Source organism: Shewanella sp. SM71 (assembly GCF_025653905.1).
GTDB lineage: Bacteria > Pseudomonadota > Gammaproteobacteria > Enterobacterales > Shewanellaceae > Shewanella > Shewanella oncorhynchi.
This window is the reverse complement of the sequence record NZ_JAKKRW010000003.1, coordinates 64,994-82,830: the sequence shown is the minus strand read 5'-3', so window position 1 is coordinate 82,830 and position 17,837 is coordinate 64,994. Positions and strand designations below refer to the sequence as shown.

Here is a 17,837-nt window from a genome sequence, read left to right as displayed (position 1 = left end):
GACTTTTTTACTCTTAAGTTAATCGTGTTTGCGGGCCATAAGTACCACGGCTTCTACCGCAATACCTTCTTTACGCCCGGTAAATCCAAGCTGTTCAGTCGTGGTCGCTTTGACATTAATATCGTCAAGTTCCGCGGTTAAATCGGCGGCTAATATCTGGCGCATTGCCTCTATGTGCGGTGCCATTTTAGGAGCTTGGGCTATGATAGTGACGTCAAGATTGCCGAGCACAAAGCCTTTCGCTCTCGCTAAAGCATAGCAATGACGCAGCAATACGCGGCTATCGGCCCCCTTATAGGCGGCATCGGTATCGGGGAAATGTTTTCCTATGTCACCGAGCGCTAAAGCACCGAGGATGGCATCGGAAATCGCATGCAGTACCACATCACCATCTGAATGTGCGACTAGGCCTGTTTCATAGGGTACTTCCACGCCACAAAGGATAAGTGGCCGCGCCGCACCAAATTTATGCACATCGAAACCATGGCCGATACGGATTTTCATTTAATATTCCTAACGTATTATTTTACTTTGATTATGACTATTTAACGGCACGCATCAAAAACAGTTCGGCTAGCCCTAAATCGTCGGGATGCGTTACTTTTATATTATCAGCACGGCCCGAAACGAGTCCGGGTGATATCCCCGCCCATTCCATCGCCGAAGCCTCATCTGTGACTACCGCACCTGCAGCCAGAGCCGCATTGAGGTAATTTTTTAATTGCTGCGCTGGAAATAACTGCGGCGTCAATGCATGCCATAAATTATCGCGGCACACAGTGGCACTGATTTCACCCTGTTTATTCGCGCGCTTCATGGTATCGCGTACAGGCATTGCCAAAATAGCACCTTGGGGGAATTGCACTCTGGATGCGAGTAACTTGTCGATATCCGTCGCGGTTAAACAAGGTCTTGCCGCATCATGCACTAAGGCCCAACTGTGCTCGGGCGCAATTTGCAGCGCCGCCAACACAGAATCAGCGCGCTCACCGCCACCTATTACTGTAATCAATTTAGGGTGCACGGCCTGTGGCAAGGTATCGAAGATAGTATCGTTCGAATGTAAGGCAACGATCACTTGAGAAATGTGCGGATAGGACAAGAGCTTATCTAAGGTATGAGCAAGAATACTCTGGCCGCACACCTCAAGATATTGCTTAGGTCTGTCGGCGCCCATACGGCTACCTATGCCTGCGGCGGGAACGATGGCAACCACAGCTTGAGTGACATGCTCAGCTTGGCGCTGCAATTCAATTTGTGTTACCAGATCAGATTGACTATCGGGATTGGATTGTTCATTTAATCCAAGATCTAAATGTCCTAGCTCTGTCATCCTAACTCCATATTACTGAGATGGACTCGATACCGAGCGCTCACCACCCACGACGCGATAGAAGGTCTCGCCTTCTTTAACCATGCCAAGTTCGTTGCGTGCGCGCTCTTCTATGGCTTCTGTACCACTTTTCAGATCGATGATTTCTTCCTTCAGCACTTGGTTACGCTCATTGAGTTTGGCGTTACCTTCTTGCTGGGCGGCAATTTGTTTTTGCAGAACGAAATATTCAGGAAGACTATTACCTCCCGACCAAAGACGGAATTGCAGTACACCGAGTAGCACTATGAGTGCAATGACAAAAAATTTCATGGAGGAATTAGCGTCAGTATCTTGGATTAAAAAAATATACAGCAGATAGTACAACAAAAAAGGCCACCAAGTGGTGGCCTTTTTACATCAAATATTAAATTACGCCTGACCTTTGATCTCTTTCAAACCACGGTATGGGGCTTTTTCACCTAATTGCTCTTCGATGCGCAGCAATTGGTTGTATTTAGCGACACGGTCAGAACGACACAGTGAACCGGTTTTGATTTGACCTGCAGCAGTACCCACGGCTAAGTCAGCAATGGTTGAATCTTCAGTCTCACCACTACGATGTGAAATCACGGCGGTATAACCCGCTTCTTTCGCCATACGAATAGCCGCTAAAGTCTCAGTCAATGAACCAATTTGGTTAAACTTGATAAGGATTGAGTTAGCAATACCGTTTTCAATACCACGGGTTAAGATTTTAGTGTTAGTAACGAATAAATCGTCGCCCACTAATTGGATCTTATCGCCCATAATTTGAGTTTGGTAAGCCCAACCATCCCAATCTGATTCGTCTAAGCCATCTTCGATAGACACGATTGGGTATTGGTCAGCTAATGATTTTAAGAAATCAGAGAAACCGTTCGAGTCGAAGACTTTGCCTTCGCCCGCTAAATCGTATTTGCCGTCTTTGTAGAATTCAGATGCAGCGCAATCCAGCGCTAACGTCACATCAGTACCTAACTTGTAGCCAGCAAGTGCAACCGCTTCTTTGATAATGGCTAACGCATCAGCGTTTGACGCTAAGTTAGGTGCAAAACCACCTTCGTCACCCACAGAAGTGCTTAGACCTTTGTCGTGCAATACTTTTTTCAGCGTATGGAAAATTTCAGCGCCCATGCGCAGTGCTTCACGGAAAGTTTTCGCGCCAACAGGTTGCACCATGAATTCTTGGATATCAACGTTGTTATCCGCGTGCTCGCCACCGTTTAAGATGTTCATCATAGGCACAGGCATAGAATATTGGCCTGGTGTACCGTTTAATTCAGCGATGTGCGCGTATAAAGGAATACCTTTAGATGCTGCAGCTGCTTTAGCAGCCGCTAAAGACACAGCCAGAATCGCGTTTGCACCTAACTTGTCTTTGTTTTCTGTGCCATCTAAGTCGATCATGATTTGATCAAGCTCAGCTTGTGCCGTCGCATCTTTGCCTAATAATGCAGCGCGAATGACACCGTTTACGTTAGCAACAGCCGTTAATACGCCTTTGCCTAAATAACGGCTCTTATCGCCATCACGTAATTCTAACGCTTCGCGGCTACCGGTTGATGCACCAGAAGGCGCCGCAGCCATACCCACAAAACCACCTTCTAAATGCACTTCGGCTTCAACAGTTGGGTTACCACGAGAATCCATAATCTCGCGACCAATCACGTTAATAATCTTAGCCATAACACCCTCGATTTAAGTTTAAAGATAAAAGAAAAAACCAATACCTATGGGAATAAATGGAAGTCACATACCGCAGAAAATAACCAAATTCCATTTACGGTTTGCGTCCATACAGATGCAACGGATACGCATGCTGTTTACACCCAGAAGTATTAAATTCTTATGTTTCAAGTCGCGACGAGTGTAGCAAAAGGCCGGCACCACTGTCGCGGGTCCGGCCTCAAATATTCTTACTTCAGATCACGTTTTTGATGCGCACTTGCCGCAGCAATAAACCCTTCGAACAATGGGTGACCATCGCGCGGCGTTGAGGTGAATTCAGGATGGAATTGACCTGCAACAAACCATGGGTGATCTTTTAATTCGATCATTTCCACCAGTTTACGATCAGAAGACAAACCGCTGAAAATCATGCCAGCTTGCTCTAAACGCTCTCTGTATTTGTTGTTCACTTCGTAACGGTGACGATGACGTTCTACACAGCTGTTGCCTTTGTAGGCTTGAGCCGCTTTTGAACCCTCGAGTAAATGACACAATTGAGCGCCTAAACGCATAGTGCCACCTAAGTCAGACGCTTCATGGCGCTGCTCAACATTACCTTCTTCGTCAATCCATTCAGTGATCAAACCCACCACTGGGAATGGTGTTTCTTTATTGAATTCAGTTGAATGTGCATCAGTCATGCCTGCAACATTACGCGCAAATTCAATCAGAGCAACTTGCATACCTAAACAAATACCGAAATATGGTAGATTATTTTCACGGGCAAATTTTGCCGCCAGTATCTTACCTTCAACACCACGCTCGCCAAAACCGCCTGGTACTAAGATACCGTCTAAGCCCTGTAAGACTTCTTCGCCTTTAGCTTCTACGGTTTGTGAATCAATATACTTGATGGTCACTGATACGCGGTTTTTAAGGCCTGCGTGTTTTAATGCTTCGTTGACTGACTTATAGGCATCTGGCAGTTCAATATATTTACCCACCATACCAATAACGACTTCGCCGTTTGGATTAGCTTCTTGATAAATCACATTTTCCCACTCAGACAGATCCGCTTCACGGCATTCTAAACCGAAACGCTTAACCACTAAGTCATCCAAACCTTGTGAACGTAACAAAGCTGGGATTTTATAAATACTATCAACATCTTTTAATGAAATAACCGCACGCTCTTCGACGTTACAGAACAGCGAAATTTTGGCTTTTTCATTCGCAGGAATCGCACGATCACCACGGCAAACCAGCACATCTGGTGCAATACCGATAGAACGCAGCTCTTTCACTGAGTGTTGAGTTGGCTTAGTTTTCACTTCGCCTGCAGCACCTAAGAAAGGCACTAAGGTTAAATGCATGAAAAGAGTACGATCACGACCCAGCTCAACACCGAGCTGACGGATAGACTCTAGGAACGGCAAGGATTCGATATCACCCACAGTACCGCCGATTTCGACGATAGCCACATCATGGCCTTCGCCACCTGCTAATACTTTTTCTTTAATCGCATTAGTAATGTGTGGGATAACCTGAATGGTTGCGCCCAAATAATCGCCACGACGTTCTTTACGTAATACTTCTTCGTAAATACGACCGGTAGTGAAGTTGTTACGACGATTCATCTTCGTACGGATGAAACGCTCATAGTGACCCAAGTCGAGATCTGTTTCTGCACCGTCTTCAGTAACAAATACTTCGCCATGTTGGGTTGGGCTCATGGTACCCGGATCAACGTTAATGTAAGGGTCCAGTTTCATGATGGTTACATTGAGACCGCGGGCCTCTAAAATTGCAGCTAATGATGCTGCTGCAATGCCTTTACCTAGTGATGAAACAACGCCACCAGTAACGAAGATATACCTTGTAGTCATGCTGAACCTGAGAAAATGAGTTTGAAAATACGTGCTTGTAAGAAAGCACTAGGACGGGGCAGTAGTATACCAAAGGCGGCGCGATTCGACAAACACCAATCGGGATAATTTGCCGTTTATCTCGTCTCCGTCGCTTTTACTTGGTCCCAATAGGCATCAAGCTCCATTAATGTGTGCTCTTCCATGCTTTTACCGCTGTCACTCGCCAACTGTTCTACACCGCGAAAACGGCGTTCAAATTTAAGATTGGCTTGGCGCAACGCTTGTTCTGGATCGACCTTAAGATGGCGAGCTAAATTCACCACGGCAAACAGCAAGTCGCCCATTTCGGACTGCACTTTAGCTTGGTCTTGCTCGGGTTGATTCACTTCATGCAAGACTTCATCGATTTCTTCATGGATTTTAGCGACCACGGGCTCAAGCTCGGCCCAATCAAACCCGACTCGCGCCACCCTTTGCTGAATTTTGATTGAGCGCGACAACGCAGGTTGGGTACGCGGAATATTGTCTAACGCAGAAACCACAGTATCTGCTTGGGTTTCACCCACCACTTGCTGCGCCTTTTGCTCACGCTCAATCGCTTTAATCGCCTCCCAATTGGCTTTCATCGCTTGGGCACTATCGCCTATTTGCGGATTTTGCTCACCAAACACATGGGGATGACGACGGGTTAACTTGTCGCTAATTTTCTCAATCACGCTCGTAAAGTCAAACTTGCCTTGCTCTTTACCAAGCTGACAATAGAATACGATTTGAAATAACAAATCCCCAAGTTCATCGGGTAACTCATCCCAGGCTAAACGCTCTATGGTATCGGCGACCTCATAGGCTTCCTCTAAAGTAAAAGGCACTATGGTTTGAAAGGTTTGCGCTTTATCCCACGGGCAACCTGTTTGTGGATCGCGCAGTTTTTCCATTATCTTAAGCAGCGGCTCTACATCTGTTATAGACAGTTCTGTTGTAGAAGGTTCTGTTGTAGAAGGTTCAGTGAGAGAAGGTTCAGTAGTAGAAAATGAGGTTAATGGCGCAGTGTGGGAAGTCATGCTGATATCCTTTAAAGATAAATACTGCAACGGGCGAATATTGAGAAAGAACAAAAAATACGCCTTAGCAGTGTTTTTTAGCAAAAGGCTACAATAAAGCGATGATGATAAGCTAGGTAAAATAAAAGCGCTATTTTGATGCTGAGATCAGATTTTAGTGCTGTATTTCAACTAAGACTTATTTTAACTAAAGAGCATTCGCTCCATTTCGTAATTTACTCATCTCGTGAGCAATAAATTGACAACCTTCCTCCCCTACAAATTCTCATCTATGTCCTGCATACAAGTATTTAGCGCAAGCCATCTTAAATGATAAGATACGCAGCAATATTTCAATGAAGCTAAAACTCACCGAGTGAAGACCTGACAATTGCGGCCAAACTATGCACATGATAAATGCGGTCCTTCAATTTATTCATTTGATTGATGTTAGGTATATTTCGATTCTGTCGTCCGATGTTAGGACGCACACCCTTATCGTTTTTAAGCATTACTGGAGACAAAACTCATGACAAACGTGACAGTGGATGCCACGCAGTTAACGACTAAGCCATCCCAAGATGGTTTTTATATGCCTGGCGAATGGGCTGCGCAGCAAGCGGTGTGGATGATTTGGCCCTATCGTCCTGATAACTGGCGTGCAGCTGGTGCTTATGCTCAGGCGACCTTTGCTATGGTGGCCGATGCCATTGGTGCGGCAACTCCAGTGTATATGGGTGTTCCTAAAGCCTTTTTAGCCGAAGCTAAAACGGTAATGCCATCCCACGTTACCTTGGTTGAAATGGACAGTAACGATTGCTGGGCTCGCGATACTGGGCCAACCGTAGTTGTGAATGACAATGGCGAATGCCGTGGTGTTGACTGGGGTTTTAATGCTTGGGGCGGCCATAACGGTGGTTTGTACTTCCCATGGGATAAGGACGAGCAAGTCGCGCAGCAAATGCTTGCGCAGCATGGTTTTGCCCGTTACAGCGCGCCGCTGATCCTCGAAGGTGGCTCCATCCATGTCGATGGTGAAGGCACCTGTATGACGAGTGCAGAATGTTTACTCAATGCCAACCGTAACCCTGAACTGACAAAAGAACAGATTGAAGACTTACTGCGTGACTATTTGAATGTTAAGCAGTTTATCTGGTTGCAAGATGGCGTGTATATGGATGAGACCGATGGTCATATCGACAATATGTGCTGTTTTGCCCGTCCTGGTGAAGTCATTCTGCACTGGACCGATGATGAGACTGATCCACAATATCCACGCTCAAAAGCGGCGCTAGAGGTCTTGCAAAATACCGTGGATGCCAAAGGCCGTAAGTTAAAAATCCATCTATTGCCACAACCGGGGCCGCTGCATTGCACCGAAGAAGAATCAAAAGGTGTGACCGAAGGCACTGGCGTGCCACGCACGGCGGGTGAGCGTTTAGCCGGTTCTTATGTGAACTTTTTAATCACCAATAATCGCATCGTGTTCCCACTGCTTGACCCTGCAACCGATGATATCGCCGCCCAAAAACTGCAGGAAATCTTCCCAGAGCATGAGATTGTGGGTGTGCCAGCCCGTGAGATTTTATTAGGTGGCGGCAATATCCATTGTATTACTCAGCAAATCCCTGCTGGAAAGTAACCCAAGGAGAACAGCATGACGATTGATGTCACTGTTATTACACCACAATTGGCTTTCTGCGGGAGGGCGCAAGATGTTTGAAGTCACTGAAGTTTCCATTGCCGAGCTGCGTGCTGCGCTCGAATCTGGCCACACCACCGCAGTGGAGTTGGTTAAGTCGTATCTCGCGCGGGTTGAGGCGTATGACGGCCCTGCGACAAAGACTAAGCTCAATGCGTTAGTGGTACACAATCCCGATGCGCTCAAAGAAGCTGAGGCGTCAGATGCGCGCCGCGCCCGTGGTGAAACACTGAGCCCACTTGAGGGTATTCCGTATACCGCCAAGGATAGCTATTTGGTGAAGGGACTGACGGCGGCGTCTGGCAGCCCAGCCTTTAAGGATTTAGTGGCGCAATATGATGCCTTTGCCGTTGAGCGCCTACGCGCCGCGGGTGCCATTTGCCTAGGCAAAACCAATATGCCACCCATGGCCAATGGCGGCATGCAGCGTGGTCACTATGGCCGCGCTGAAAGCCCATACAATGCTGAGTATCTTACTGCACCATTCGCTTCGGGCTCTTCCAATGGGGCGGGCACAGGCACGGCGGCAAGTTATTCGGCTTTCGGTCTTGCTGAAGAAACTTGGTCGAGTGGCCGTGGCCCTGCGTCCAATAACGGTTTATGTGCTTACACTCCGTCACGGGGCGTGATTTCGGTGCGCGGTAACTGGCCGTTAACGCCGACTATGGATGTCGTCGTGCCTTATACCCGCACTATGGCCGATATGCTTGAAGTGTTGGATGTTATTGTGGCAGACGATCCTATCACCCGTGGCGATCTCTGGCGTCTGCAACCTTGGGTACAAATCCCTAAAGCATCAAGTGTCCGTCCAGCATCTTATCTGGAGCTTGCCGCTCAAGCCGACACGCTTAAAGGTAAGCGTTTTGGTGTGCCGCGCATGTACATCAATAAAGATGAATTGGCGGGCACCAGCGAAAATCCGGGCATTGGCGGCCCAACGGGTCAACGTATTCATACCCGCCAATCGGTTATCGATCTATGGGAAGCGGCTCGTAAAGCCTTAGAAGCCGCTGGCGCCGAAGTGATTGAAGTGGATTTCCCGCTGGTATCAAATTGTGAAGGTGATCGCCCCGGCGCGCCGACCGTGTTTAACCGCGGTATCGTCTCGCCTCAATTCCTCCATGATGAATTATGGGAACTCTCGGGTTGGGCATTCGATGAATTCCTGCGTGCTAACAATGACCCTAAACTCAACAAGCTTGAAGATGTTAACGGCTATCTGATTTTTCCACACGATTTAGGCACCTTGCCAAACCGTGAAGGTGACTTAGCGGCAGGCATGGAAGAGTACGTCAACATGGCTAAGCGTGGTCTTAAATCCTATGACCAGATCGACAGTATTCCCGATGGTCTGCGTGGCTTAGAGAAGACGCGTAAGCTAGATCTCGAAGACTGGATGGACGAACTAAAGCTCGATGCAGTGCTGTTCCCAACCGTGGCAGATGTCGGCCCTGCCGATGCGCATGTGAATCCGGCTTCCGCCGATATCGCTTGGAGCAACGGAGTTTGGGTCGCTAACGGAAACCTTGCGATTCGCCATTTAGGCGTGCCGACTGTGACTGTGCCTATGGGAGTGATGGCCGATATTGGCATGCCAGTCGGTTTGACCTTCGCAGGTCGTGCCTATGACGATAACAACCTGCTTAAATTTGCAGGTGCATTTGAGTCAACAGGTAACAGGCGCATGATCCCGCCACGTACACCAAAGCTTGGTGAATAAGCGCTAAGACAATGCATAAGCCCAAGCACTAAATGCATGAGCTTAAAAATGAAAACGGGATTGGCATCAAGATGCCAATCCCGTTTTTTAATACCGACATCGATACCTTTTCAACAAAGCTGGACTCATACTGCTATAAAACATACTGCTGTAAAACAGGCTGCAACACTTAACGCGTCTTATCTTAATGCCAAGAGTTCTTTTCTGACGATCTCTGCGCCTGCACTTAAGGCGTTGAGTTTGCCTCTTGCGACTTGATGGGATAAAGGCGTCATGCCGCAATTGGTACAAGGATAGAGCTTGTCGGCATCGACAAATTTAAGGGCTTTTCGTAGGGTGTCAGCCACTTCCTCAGCGGTTTCAATCGTGTCGGTGGCGACATCAATCGCGCCGACCATGACTTTCTTACCGCGAATGAGTTCAAGTAGCTCCATTGGCACATGGGAGTTGTGACATTCTAGCGAGATAATATCGATATTAGACTTTTGCAGTTTAGGAAACACTTCTTCATATTGGCGCCACTCTGAGCCCAAGGTTTTTTTCCAATCGGTATTAGCTTTGATGCCGTAACCATAACAAATATGCACCGCCGTTTCGCATTTAAGCCCTTCAATGGCTCTTTCTAAACACGCAATACCCCAATCGTTTACCTCATCAAAAAACACATTAAAGGCAGGCTCATCAAATTGGATAATATCAACACCCGCAGCTTCTAATTCTTTGGCTTCCTCATTAAGAATTTTGGCAAATTCCCAAGCGAGCTTTTCGCGACTTTTATAATGGTCATCAAAAAGCGTATCTATCATGGTCATAGGGCCAGGCAGCGCCCATTTAATCGGTTGCGTAGTTTGCTTGCGTAAAAATTTGGCATCTTCAACAAACACCGACTTTTGGCGACTCACTGGGCCAACAACCGTGGGCACGCTCGCATCATAGCGATCACGAATTTTAACGATTTTACGTTTTGAAAAATCAACTCCGTTGAGGTGCTCAATAAAGGTAGTGACAAAATGTTGCCGCGTTTGCTCGCCATCACTGACAATATCAATCCCTGCTAGCTGTTGATCCTGTAATGACAAACGCAGTGCATCGTGTTTACCGGTAATTAATTCCTCTCCTTGCAATTTCCATGGAGACCAAAGTGTTTCAGGCTCTGCAAGCCATAAAGGTTTAGGCAAACTGCCCGCAGTTGAAGTCGGTAACAGTGTCTGGTTAAGCGATGTTTTATTAAGTCGTGTTGTCATAATAATGATGCCGTATTGGGTTAATTATTGAGCGTGACGATTAGGCGCAGAGCGACTAAAGGTAATTAGCAGACCATTGTTCAAAAAACGTTTGATAGGGTTTGATAAAGTGCTCCGCTGCAAATTTGCCTTGCTCATTCGCCAATTGGCTACGTTCAGCTCGATCATAAACAATTTGAGTCAGTGAATGATTCAGATTTTTCAAATTAGGTTGATAGCATTTTCCTGCAACAGCATTGGCGTTATAAATCTCAGGGCGATAGATTTTTTGAAAAGTTCCCATAGTGCTGATGGTGCTTATCAACTCAAGATGGGTGTAATCATTGAGTAAATCACCAAAGAAATAAAAAGCTAACGGCGCCACACTATTTGGTGGCATAAAATAGCGCACCTGTAAGCCCATTTTTTTGAAATATTGCTCAGTTAAAGACGATTCATTTGGCTGATATTCAACCCCTAATACGGGATGCTGATTCTCAATTCTATGGTAGGTTTTATTATCCGACACACTGAGGCAGATAACCGGTGGCTTATTAAAATTCTGTTTGTAAGCATCAGAATTAACAAAAGACTGAAATAGCTTGCCATGCAGCCCCCCAAAATCATCTGGAATACTAAATTTGGCTTGGCCCTTATTATGTTCTGCCAGTAATACGCTAAAGTCATAATCGCGTACGTAAGATGAAAAGTTATTGCCGACAATGCCTTCAATACGTTTATTAGTTTTATGATCAACAATATTGGTTTTCAAAACTTCAATCGATGGGAAGGTTTGACCGCTGCCGTCAATATCCAGATTAACGGAGATAATTTCGAGTTCGACAGTATAACGATCGCCTTTAGGGTTATCCCAATGCGCTAAGGCATTAAAACTGTTGTCAATCATCTTTAACGCGTTGCGTAAGTTCGCTTGGCGATGACTTCCTCTGGCCAAATTAGCAAAGTTGGTCGTGATACGCGTCTTGTCTGAGGGATGATAATTTTCATCAAGACAAATGCTGTTAATCGTAAATGTAAAATGCTTATTCATAGTGATCCAGTATCCCGTTGTCTGATTTCAAACCTGAGTTTATGCACTGCTCTTCTAGCTTCTCGACCCTACTCTGATAGACATTATTCGTGTTCTGTCTGAGGTTCTGTACTGAGGTTCTCACTCAGTTATGGGGCTACTTGCTTTTAACTTAAGTGCCGATGACTTAAGTCCTGATGGCTTAGCTAGGGTGCAACTTCAAGCTTGTCTAATATTTCGCTTGGAGTCATTTATACGTGGTTCGACACATGAACAAAAACGGTTTTATTTCACATACAACATGAGCCATATTCATGATCAATTAACATGGCTTTGTGGATTAACCTGAACTTGGGATAGGGAAAAGCAGGAGCAGCAATATATTTTCGAGTTAGTTCTCCTAGAGCCGGCTTGTAATAGCCGATTACACATATTTGGTTCTGTCGCAAACTGAGAGCTTGCAGCTAAGATTTGAGGGCGCAAGATCCCTCAGATACAATTATGCGGCTAAAGAATAAAATTGTTCCCATGGTGTCATCTTTTCGGTGGTGTTCATTTGCCCTTTCTTTATCATGAACCAAAGTTCAACGCCAGCAAGCGTTGATTCGGCACATTCCCAAGACTTCCAACCCAAACATTGATGCATTTTACCTTTCACTTTTCGATGACTTTGCTCAACAATATTATTCAGATATTTTATGGCTAAAACCTCAATCATAAACAACATGCAACCAGACAGCCAAAGACGAATATTAATGGTGTCTAATGCCGCAGCATTCGCCCCACTTTGATCAATGACGACCTTTTCAGGTAAGCCATGTTGGTTGATAGCTTTATTGAAAAACGCCCGAGCAGCAGGTTCATCACGGGTCTCACTCAAATAAAAATCAATAATAGCACCGTATTTATCCACGGCGCGATAATAGTAAACCCAGCGACCTTTAATCTTTATGTAGGTTTCGTCCATTCGCCACGACCCTGATACTCGACGCTTTCTCTTCCTGAATACGGCTTCGAGTTGCGGCGCATATTTGATAACCCAACGGTTCAGTGTTGAGTGGTCAAAATGGATATTACGATCAGCGAACATCTCCTCAATTTCACGGTAACTCAGTTTATAGGCCAGGTAATATCGTAGGGCTTGCATGATGATATCTGTTGGGAAATGGCGTCCAGAAAAGTTTAGCGACATTGATGATGTTAGTTAAGAGAGCATCGCTCATGATAAACTCGTTCCTCAGTTTGCGACAGAACCCGCTTTTTTGCTCTGAACTTAGCTTCAAGTTGTGGCACGTATTTAATAACCCAACGGTTTAAGGTTGAGTGGTCAAAGTGGATATTACGCTCAGCGAAGATTTCCTCAATATCACGGTAGCTAAGCTTATAAGCAAGGTAATAGCGAAGTGCCAGCATGATGATATCTGATGGATAATGCCGTCCCGAAAAATTGAGTGTCATGCTGTGGATGCTCCAAATTCATATTCGAAGATCATCCACCATGAAACTCTTAACGTCAACTTTGCGACAGTACCCGAGAAAGTGATTGGTGCCTTTATCGAAAGGCACCATTTCAACTGATTGGAGGCATTACCCTATTTTTTATACGATTTAAAAAAATCAAAATATTTTTTGTTATAGCCTTGAAAGGCTCTGCCTTTCCCTCTTGCATATGCTTTTGAAAAACACTCAAAAGCATTATCCTTATCTTCCAGCTCGAAATATATTACCCCTAAATCAATTAGCTCTGACGTTCCATACTCAGGAATGTTATATTTAAATATCTCAAGAGCCCACTTCTTTGCCTCAAGATATTCTTTTTTTAAGAAATACACACCACATATGCATGAAATTAACCACCGAGCCTCTTCCGATTTATATTTATCAACAATGGCATCTTCTATATCAGTTAATGCCGAAAAATAAACCTCCAATGCTTTGTTAAAATCCCCCTTATCTTCAAAGGAATTCCCAAGCTCGATTTTTTTAACAATTTCAGATTCAATGCCACCCATAAGAACCTCGTTTTAAATCAATGGCTTTAAATATGTTTGCCCTAACATAGCACCTTGCGATCTGTTTATAGAGTAATGATCAAGGTAATAGTTATTTGAGTCCAGCATCCAGTTTCTAACCTCAGGAGGTCTTGCTCCATATCCTCTTCCGGTACTGTTCCACCAACTTACTGCATCGACTCTATGAGACATATCTGCTTCTCGTAGTGGACGCCATACATCTTCCGAGGGTTCTGTCGCAAACTGAGGAACGAGTTTATCATGAGCGATGCTCTCTTAACTAACATCATCAATGAGATAGAGTGAGATAGAGTGAGATAGAGTGAGATAGAGTGAGATAGAGTGAGATAGAGTGAGATAGAGTGAGATAGAGTGAGATAGAGAGGAGATAGAAAGATAGGGAAGATAGAGAGGACAGCCATATCTTTTTGTGTTTTCTTGCCCTCTAGACTAGGCTTTAAGTTATCCTAATTTAGCCAGTACGGTGACTTGTGATGACTTCGGCTAGAAGACAATTAATTGATGCCAATGCAACGCCTTTCTATCATGTGATAAATCGCTGTGTTAGAAGGGCTTTTTTGTGTGGTGAGGATAAACTCACTGGTCGCAGTTACGAGCATCGACGTGGCTGGATTGTTGATAAAATCAAAGTCTTGTCCGCTATTTTTTGTATTGATATTTGTGCCTATGCGGTGATGAGTAATCACTATCATTTAGTGCTTAAAATTGATGTCGACAAGGCGAAATCGCTAACGCAAAAAGATATTATTCGCCGCTGGTGTCAAATCACTAAAGGCCATGCTGTCGCCACTAAGTATATGAATGGTGATGCTTTAATCGACGGTGAAGCGATGTTACTTGATGCATTTCTCGCCGAGTGGCATGAGCGACTGAGCAGTATCTCTTGGTTTATGCGCTGTTTAAATGAAGAAATTGCCCGTAAGGCCAATCGTGAAGATGAGTGTAAAGGTGCTTTTTGGGAAGGCCGTTTTAAGTCACAAGCCTTGTTAGATGAGCAAGCACTGCTGGCGTGCATGATGTATGTCGATTTAAATCCTATTCGAGCAGGGATTGCCGACTCTTTGCAATCCTCTGATTTTACATCGATTCAGGAGCGCGTGAATGCGCTTAATCCTCATAGCAACGCGCCCCAACTGGCCAAAACTACCGCAGATAACCTACAGCAAATACCACATAAAGCCCTCGCAAAATTTGATGGTTCAACACTTCAGAATCAGCAAACGGGTATTCCGTTTCATTTTGCTGATTATCTTGAGTTAATAGATTGGACGGGACGAGCCATTCGCCTTGATAAAAAAGGTTATATTGATAATCAGCTGCCAAAACTGCTCGATGAATTAGGCATTTCGTCCGATGCATGGCTCACTTCAGCCAAAGAGTTTCGCCGTCAATACAGTGGCATAAGTGGTCGATGGGATAGTATGTGCGAGTTTAAAAAGCAGCACAACAGCGGCAAATGGTGTAAAGGTAAAGCCTCAAGCCAAGCGTTACATCCTTAAGTTCATCGCTGCCCACGATTCAGCGCTTAGAATTATTTTTGTTTATCCGGAATGCAGAGAATTCCGTGCAAAACATAGCTCATTTCTGCCCAATAGAGTGGTGTCTATAATCGTTAAGATTAGATCTAGCCTTTAAAACCAACAGGTTACGCAAGCACTCGAAAGGCGTGCCATGATGATTAGCGAGACGACCGTCCGCCCCATGGACGGGGCGGTCGAGCATCCACGGATGGACTGGCTGCGAGTCGGTGAGTGAATGCCATGACAAGCCATTATGAATGGCTTGCAGCAACAGCTAAACATACAAAAGACTAAATTAACTGGTCATCCAACTCAATTTTCATAAAAAAACCAAATAAAAAGGCGGCCAGCGAAATTCGCCTTGCCGCCCCTATCCTTTATTACTTTCTAGCTTCAAGATGGCTTCTCAAAGTCTTTTATATTGCTAGAGATTTCAAGGCTATTCACTTCGATAGGCGTTGCTAGCCTTAAAGCCGTCTTGCCTCGATCACACTATCGACTTGGGTCAGTTTAGATAACACTCGCGATAAACCATCGAGGTTATAAAGCTCCAGTTCCAACTCAATCGCGGCTGTCTGATTTTTAGTGTCCGATGACGAACTCATGGCCAGTACATTGGATTTTTCGGCCGCCAGCACTGAGGTTAAGTCACGCAATAAGCCACTGCGATCGTGGGCTAATACCCGCAGACGCATGCGATAACCGCCGGAGTAATTTTCGCCCCAGACCACATCGACGCCACGCTCTGGGTGAACCCGCATTAACTCTTTAACTTGCTCACAATCAGCGCGATGCACAGAAATACCGCGGCCCTTAGTGATAAAACCTAAAATCTCATCACCGGGAACGGGCTGGCAACAACGAGCGATATGGTTAAGCAAGTTACCCACACCGTTGACTTCAACCTGACCACGGCCACTGGAGGTCGGTTTATGTTGGCCTTTCTTAACTAATTCTTCGACCGCATCTTCTTCTGACACTTCGTCGAGTCGCAGTCGGCTCTGAATATGGTTAACCACTTGATGCAGACGCACATCACCGCCGCCAATCGCCGCCAGTAAGTCATCCATGTTCGCCATATTAAAGCGCTCGACCGCAATAGCCGCGTCTTTAATTTTAAGGCTCACCCGCGCCAATTCAGATTCAAGCATTTCTTTGCCGGCGACAATATTCTTATCTCTGTCCTGCTGCTTAAACCAATGCTGGATTTTCGAACGCGCACGCGAGGTGCGGATATAACCTAAGTTAGGGTTAAGCCAGTCGCGCTTAGGATTGGGCTGTTTCGAGGTGATGATCTCGATACGCTCGCCCGTTTCAACCTGATAGGTAAACGGTACAATACGGCCATCGACCTTAGCGCCAATACATTTATGTCCCACTTGGGAGTGAATGTAATAGGCAAAGTCGAGCACGGTTGAGCCCAGTGGCAAGTCGACGACTTCACCGCTTGGGGTGAACACATAGACTCGGTCTTCAAACACTTGGCTGCGGACTTCTTCGACCAAGTTGCCACTTTCGACCACGTCTTCCTGCCATTGCAGAATTTTACGCAGCCAGTTAATTTTTTCTTCGTAACCGCTTTGCTTACCGGAATGATTGCCTTCTTTGTATTTCCAGTGCGCGGCCACACCGAGTTCTGCATCTTCATGCATGTCTTGGGTACGAATTTGAATTTCAACGGTTTTGCCCTCAGGCCCCACCACCACGGTATGAATCGATTGATACCCGTTAGGCTTAGGGTTAGCGACATAGTCGTCAAATTCCCGTGGAATATGGTGCCAGAGCGTATGCACCACACCTAACGCGCCATAACAATCCTGCAGACGCTCAGTCACGATACGCACGGCGCGCACGTCAAACAACTCATCAAATTTGAGGTGCTTGCCCTTCATCTTGCGCCAAATACTGTAGATATGTTTCGGCCGGCCGTAGACCTTAGCGCGAATTTGATCTTCATCTAATCTTTGTTGCAACTGGCTGACAAACTTGTCGATAAAGACTTCACGATCCAGTCGTTTGCCATCTAATTGCTTAGCAATGTCTTTATAGGTATCAGGATGCAGATAGCGAAAAGAAATATCTTCCAGCTCCCACTTCAATTGTCCAATCCCTAAACGGTTAGCTAACGGCGCATAAATATCGGCAATTTCACGGGCCAGCAGCACGCGAGTTTCTTCATCGGCATTTTTCACCGCCCGCAGCAAACACACACGCTCAGCCAGTTTGATGACCACGGCGCGTACATCTTCAACCATAGCCAATAACATGCGGCGAATATTGTCGATTTGCGGCTCGGTTGAGCGACTATTAGGATTGATTTTCAAGGCGCCGATGGCATTCATGGTCACGACACTCGCGACTAAACGCGCCAGCGGCTCACCAAATTTCTCTTGGATGGCTTCTTCGGTCAATAACCCAGCATCGAGCACCACAAACAAAATTGCCGCCTGCAGGGTTTCAATGTCCATGTTTAGCGGTGCGAGGATTTCGATCATCTCTCGAGCACGTTCGAGCAGTTCTCTCTTCGCCGCAGGACTCTTGGCTGGTAAGGCGTCAATCTGCCCTATCAATGAGAGCAGCATCTGCGCTTCATCGGCATGACCAACATAGCGAGCTACCCAATCTTCTAAGTGAAAATCGGGATCATTAAAGTGCGCTTCGCGAACAGAGACCATCTAA

At 45.7% G+C, this 17,837-nt stretch carries 14 protein-coding genes and 1 pseudogene; 3 read left to right on the top strand and 12 right to left on the bottom strand.

Annotated features, from left to right (window positions below):
- Positions 1-18: 18 nt before the first annotated feature.
- The 6 genes from ispF to mazG form a co-directional block, all read right to left on the bottom strand.
- Positions 19-504, bottom strand: a complete 486-nt coding sequence (gene ispF, locus L5L97_RS04030; RefSeq protein ID WP_168822943.1) for a 2-C-methyl-D-erythritol 2,4-cyclodiphosphate synthase — start codon at positions 502-504, stop codon at positions 19-21.
- A gap of 37 nt (positions 505-541) precedes the next feature.
- Positions 542-1,333 carry a 2-C-methyl-D-erythritol 4-phosphate cytidylyltransferase gene (gene ispD, locus L5L97_RS04025; protein WP_263181221.1) on the bottom strand — a complete coding sequence of 264 codons (792 nt, stop codon included), beginning with the start codon at positions 1,331-1,333 and terminating at the stop codon, positions 542-544.
- Positions 1,334-1,345: 12 nt separating this feature from the next.
- Positions 1,346-1,645: a cell division protein FtsB gene (gene ftsB / locus L5L97_RS04020; protein ID WP_105253074.1), complete on the bottom strand. Its 300-nt coding sequence runs from the start codon at positions 1,643-1,645 to the stop codon at positions 1,346-1,348.
- Between the two features lie 99 nt (positions 1,646-1,744).
- A complete protein-coding gene (gene eno / locus L5L97_RS04015; protein ID WP_263181219.1) occupies positions 1,745-3,040 on the bottom strand; it encodes a phosphopyruvate hydratase in 1,296 nt (431 codons plus the stop codon).
- A 230-nt stretch (positions 3,041-3,270) separates the two neighbouring features.
- Positions 3,271-4,908, bottom strand: a complete 1,638-nt coding sequence (locus L5L97_RS04010; RefSeq protein WP_263181218.1) for a CTP synthase — start codon at positions 4,906-4,908, stop codon at positions 3,271-3,273.
- 116 nt (positions 4,909-5,024) lie between these two features.
- On the bottom strand, positions 5,025-5,951 hold the full coding sequence (gene mazG / locus L5L97_RS04005; protein WP_263181217.1) for a nucleoside triphosphate pyrophosphohydrolase: 927 nt from the start codon (positions 5,949-5,951) through the stop codon (positions 5,025-5,027).
- A gap of 508 nt (positions 5,952-6,459) precedes the next feature.
- On the opposite strand from mazG, the gene aguA reads away from it, so the two are divergent.
- A complete protein-coding gene (gene aguA / locus L5L97_RS04000; RefSeq protein WP_263181216.1) occupies positions 6,460-7,572 on the top strand; it encodes an agmatine deiminase in 1,113 nt (370 codons plus the stop codon).
- A 73-nt stretch (positions 7,573-7,645) separates the two neighbouring features.
- Positions 7,646-9,352: an amidase gene (locus L5L97_RS03995; protein WP_263181215.1), complete on the top strand. Its 1,707-nt coding sequence runs from the start codon at positions 7,646-7,648 to the stop codon at positions 9,350-9,352.
- 179 nt (positions 9,353-9,531) lie between these two features.
- Here the strand turns inward: L5L97_RS03995 and L5L97_RS03990 are convergent, their stop codons facing one another.
- The 5 genes and pseudogenes from L5L97_RS03990 to L5L97_RS03970 form a co-directional block, all read right to left on the bottom strand.
- On the bottom strand, positions 9,532-10,596 hold the full coding sequence (locus L5L97_RS03990; RefSeq protein ID WP_263181213.1) for a methionine synthase: 1,065 nt from the start codon (positions 10,594-10,596) through the stop codon (positions 9,532-9,534).
- A 55-nt stretch (positions 10,597-10,651) separates the two neighbouring features.
- Positions 10,652-11,626 (bottom strand): DUF1852 domain-containing protein, encoded by a 975-nt coding sequence (locus L5L97_RS03985; RefSeq protein WP_263181212.1) that lies wholly within the window; start codon positions 11,624-11,626, stop codon positions 10,652-10,654.
- A gap of 478 nt (positions 11,627-12,104) precedes the next feature.
- Positions 12,105-12,797, bottom strand: a complete 693-nt coding sequence (locus L5L97_RS03980) for an IS6 family transposase (protein ID WP_263181210.1) — start codon at positions 12,795-12,797, stop codon at positions 12,105-12,107.
- 53 nt (positions 12,798-12,850) lie between these two features.
- Positions 12,851-13,063: pseudogene (locus L5L97_RS03975) on the bottom strand (IS6 family transposase); the annotation flags it as partial.
- Between the two features lie 134 nt (positions 13,064-13,197).
- Positions 13,198-13,617: a tetratricopeptide repeat protein gene (locus tag L5L97_RS03970; protein WP_011919768.1), complete on the bottom strand. Its 420-nt coding sequence runs from the start codon at positions 13,615-13,617 to the stop codon at positions 13,198-13,200.
- A gap of 494 nt (positions 13,618-14,111) precedes the next feature.
- On the opposite strand from L5L97_RS03970, the gene L5L97_RS03960 reads away from it, so the two are divergent.
- Positions 14,112-15,137: a transposase gene (locus L5L97_RS03960; protein ID WP_263147011.1), complete on the top strand. Its 1,026-nt coding sequence runs from the start codon at positions 14,112-14,114 to the stop codon at positions 15,135-15,137.
- Between the two features lie 488 nt (positions 15,138-15,625).
- On the opposite strand, the gene relA is transcribed toward L5L97_RS03960, so the two are convergent.
- Positions 15,626-17,833, bottom strand: coding sequence for a GTP diphosphokinase (gene relA / locus L5L97_RS03955; protein ID WP_263181209.1), 2,208 nt, complete (start codon positions 17,831-17,833; stop codon positions 15,626-15,628).
- Positions 17,834-17,837: the final 4 nt, after the last annotated feature.

Bases quoted from the DNA above. Each gene is read 5' to 3' on its own strand.
- ispF (WP_168822943.1), bottom strand. From the start codon at position 504: ATGAAAATCCGTATCGGCCATGGTTTCGATGTGCATAAATTTGGTGCG.
- ispD (WP_263181221.1), bottom strand. From the start codon at position 1,333: ATGACAGAGCTAGGACATTTAGATCTTGGATTAAATGAACAATCCAAT.
- ftsB (WP_105253074.1), bottom strand. From the start codon at position 1,645: ATGAAATTTTTTGTCATTGCACTCATAGTGCTACTCGGTGTACTGCAA.
- eno (WP_263181219.1), bottom strand. From the start codon at position 3,040: ATGGCTAAGATTATTAACGTGATTGGTCGCGAGATTATGGATTCTCGT.
- L5L97_RS04010 (WP_263181218.1), bottom strand. From the start codon at position 4,908: ATGACTACAAGGTATATCTTCGTTACTGGTGGCGTTGTTTCATCACTA.
- mazG (WP_263181217.1), bottom strand. From the start codon at position 5,951: ATGACTTCCCACACTGCGCCATTAACCTCATTTTCTACTACTGAACCT.
- aguA (WP_263181216.1), top strand. From the start codon at position 6,460: ATGACAAACGTGACAGTGGATGCCACGCAGTTAACGACTAAGCCATCC.
- L5L97_RS03995 (WP_263181215.1), top strand. From the start codon at position 7,646: ATGTTTGAAGTCACTGAAGTTTCCATTGCCGAGCTGCGTGCTGCGCTC.
- L5L97_RS03990 (WP_263181213.1), bottom strand. From the start codon at position 10,596: ATGACAACACGACTTAATAAAACATCGCTTAACCAGACACTGTTACCG.
- L5L97_RS03985 (WP_263181212.1), bottom strand. From the start codon at position 11,626: ATGAATAAGCATTTTACATTTACGATTAACAGCATTTGTCTTGATGAA.
- L5L97_RS03980 (WP_263181210.1), bottom strand. From the start codon at position 12,797: ATGTCGCTAAACTTTTCTGGACGCCATTTCCCAACAGATATCATCATG.
- L5L97_RS03970 (WP_011919768.1), bottom strand. From the start codon at position 13,617: ATGGGTGGCATTGAATCTGAAATTGTTAAAAAAATCGAGCTTGGGAAT.
- L5L97_RS03960 (WP_263147011.1), top strand. From the start codon at position 14,112: ATGACTTCGGCTAGAAGACAATTAATTGATGCCAATGCAACGCCTTTC.
- relA (WP_263181209.1), bottom strand. From the start codon at position 17,833: ATGGTCTCTGTTCGCGAAGCGCACTTTAATGATCCCGATTTTCACTTA.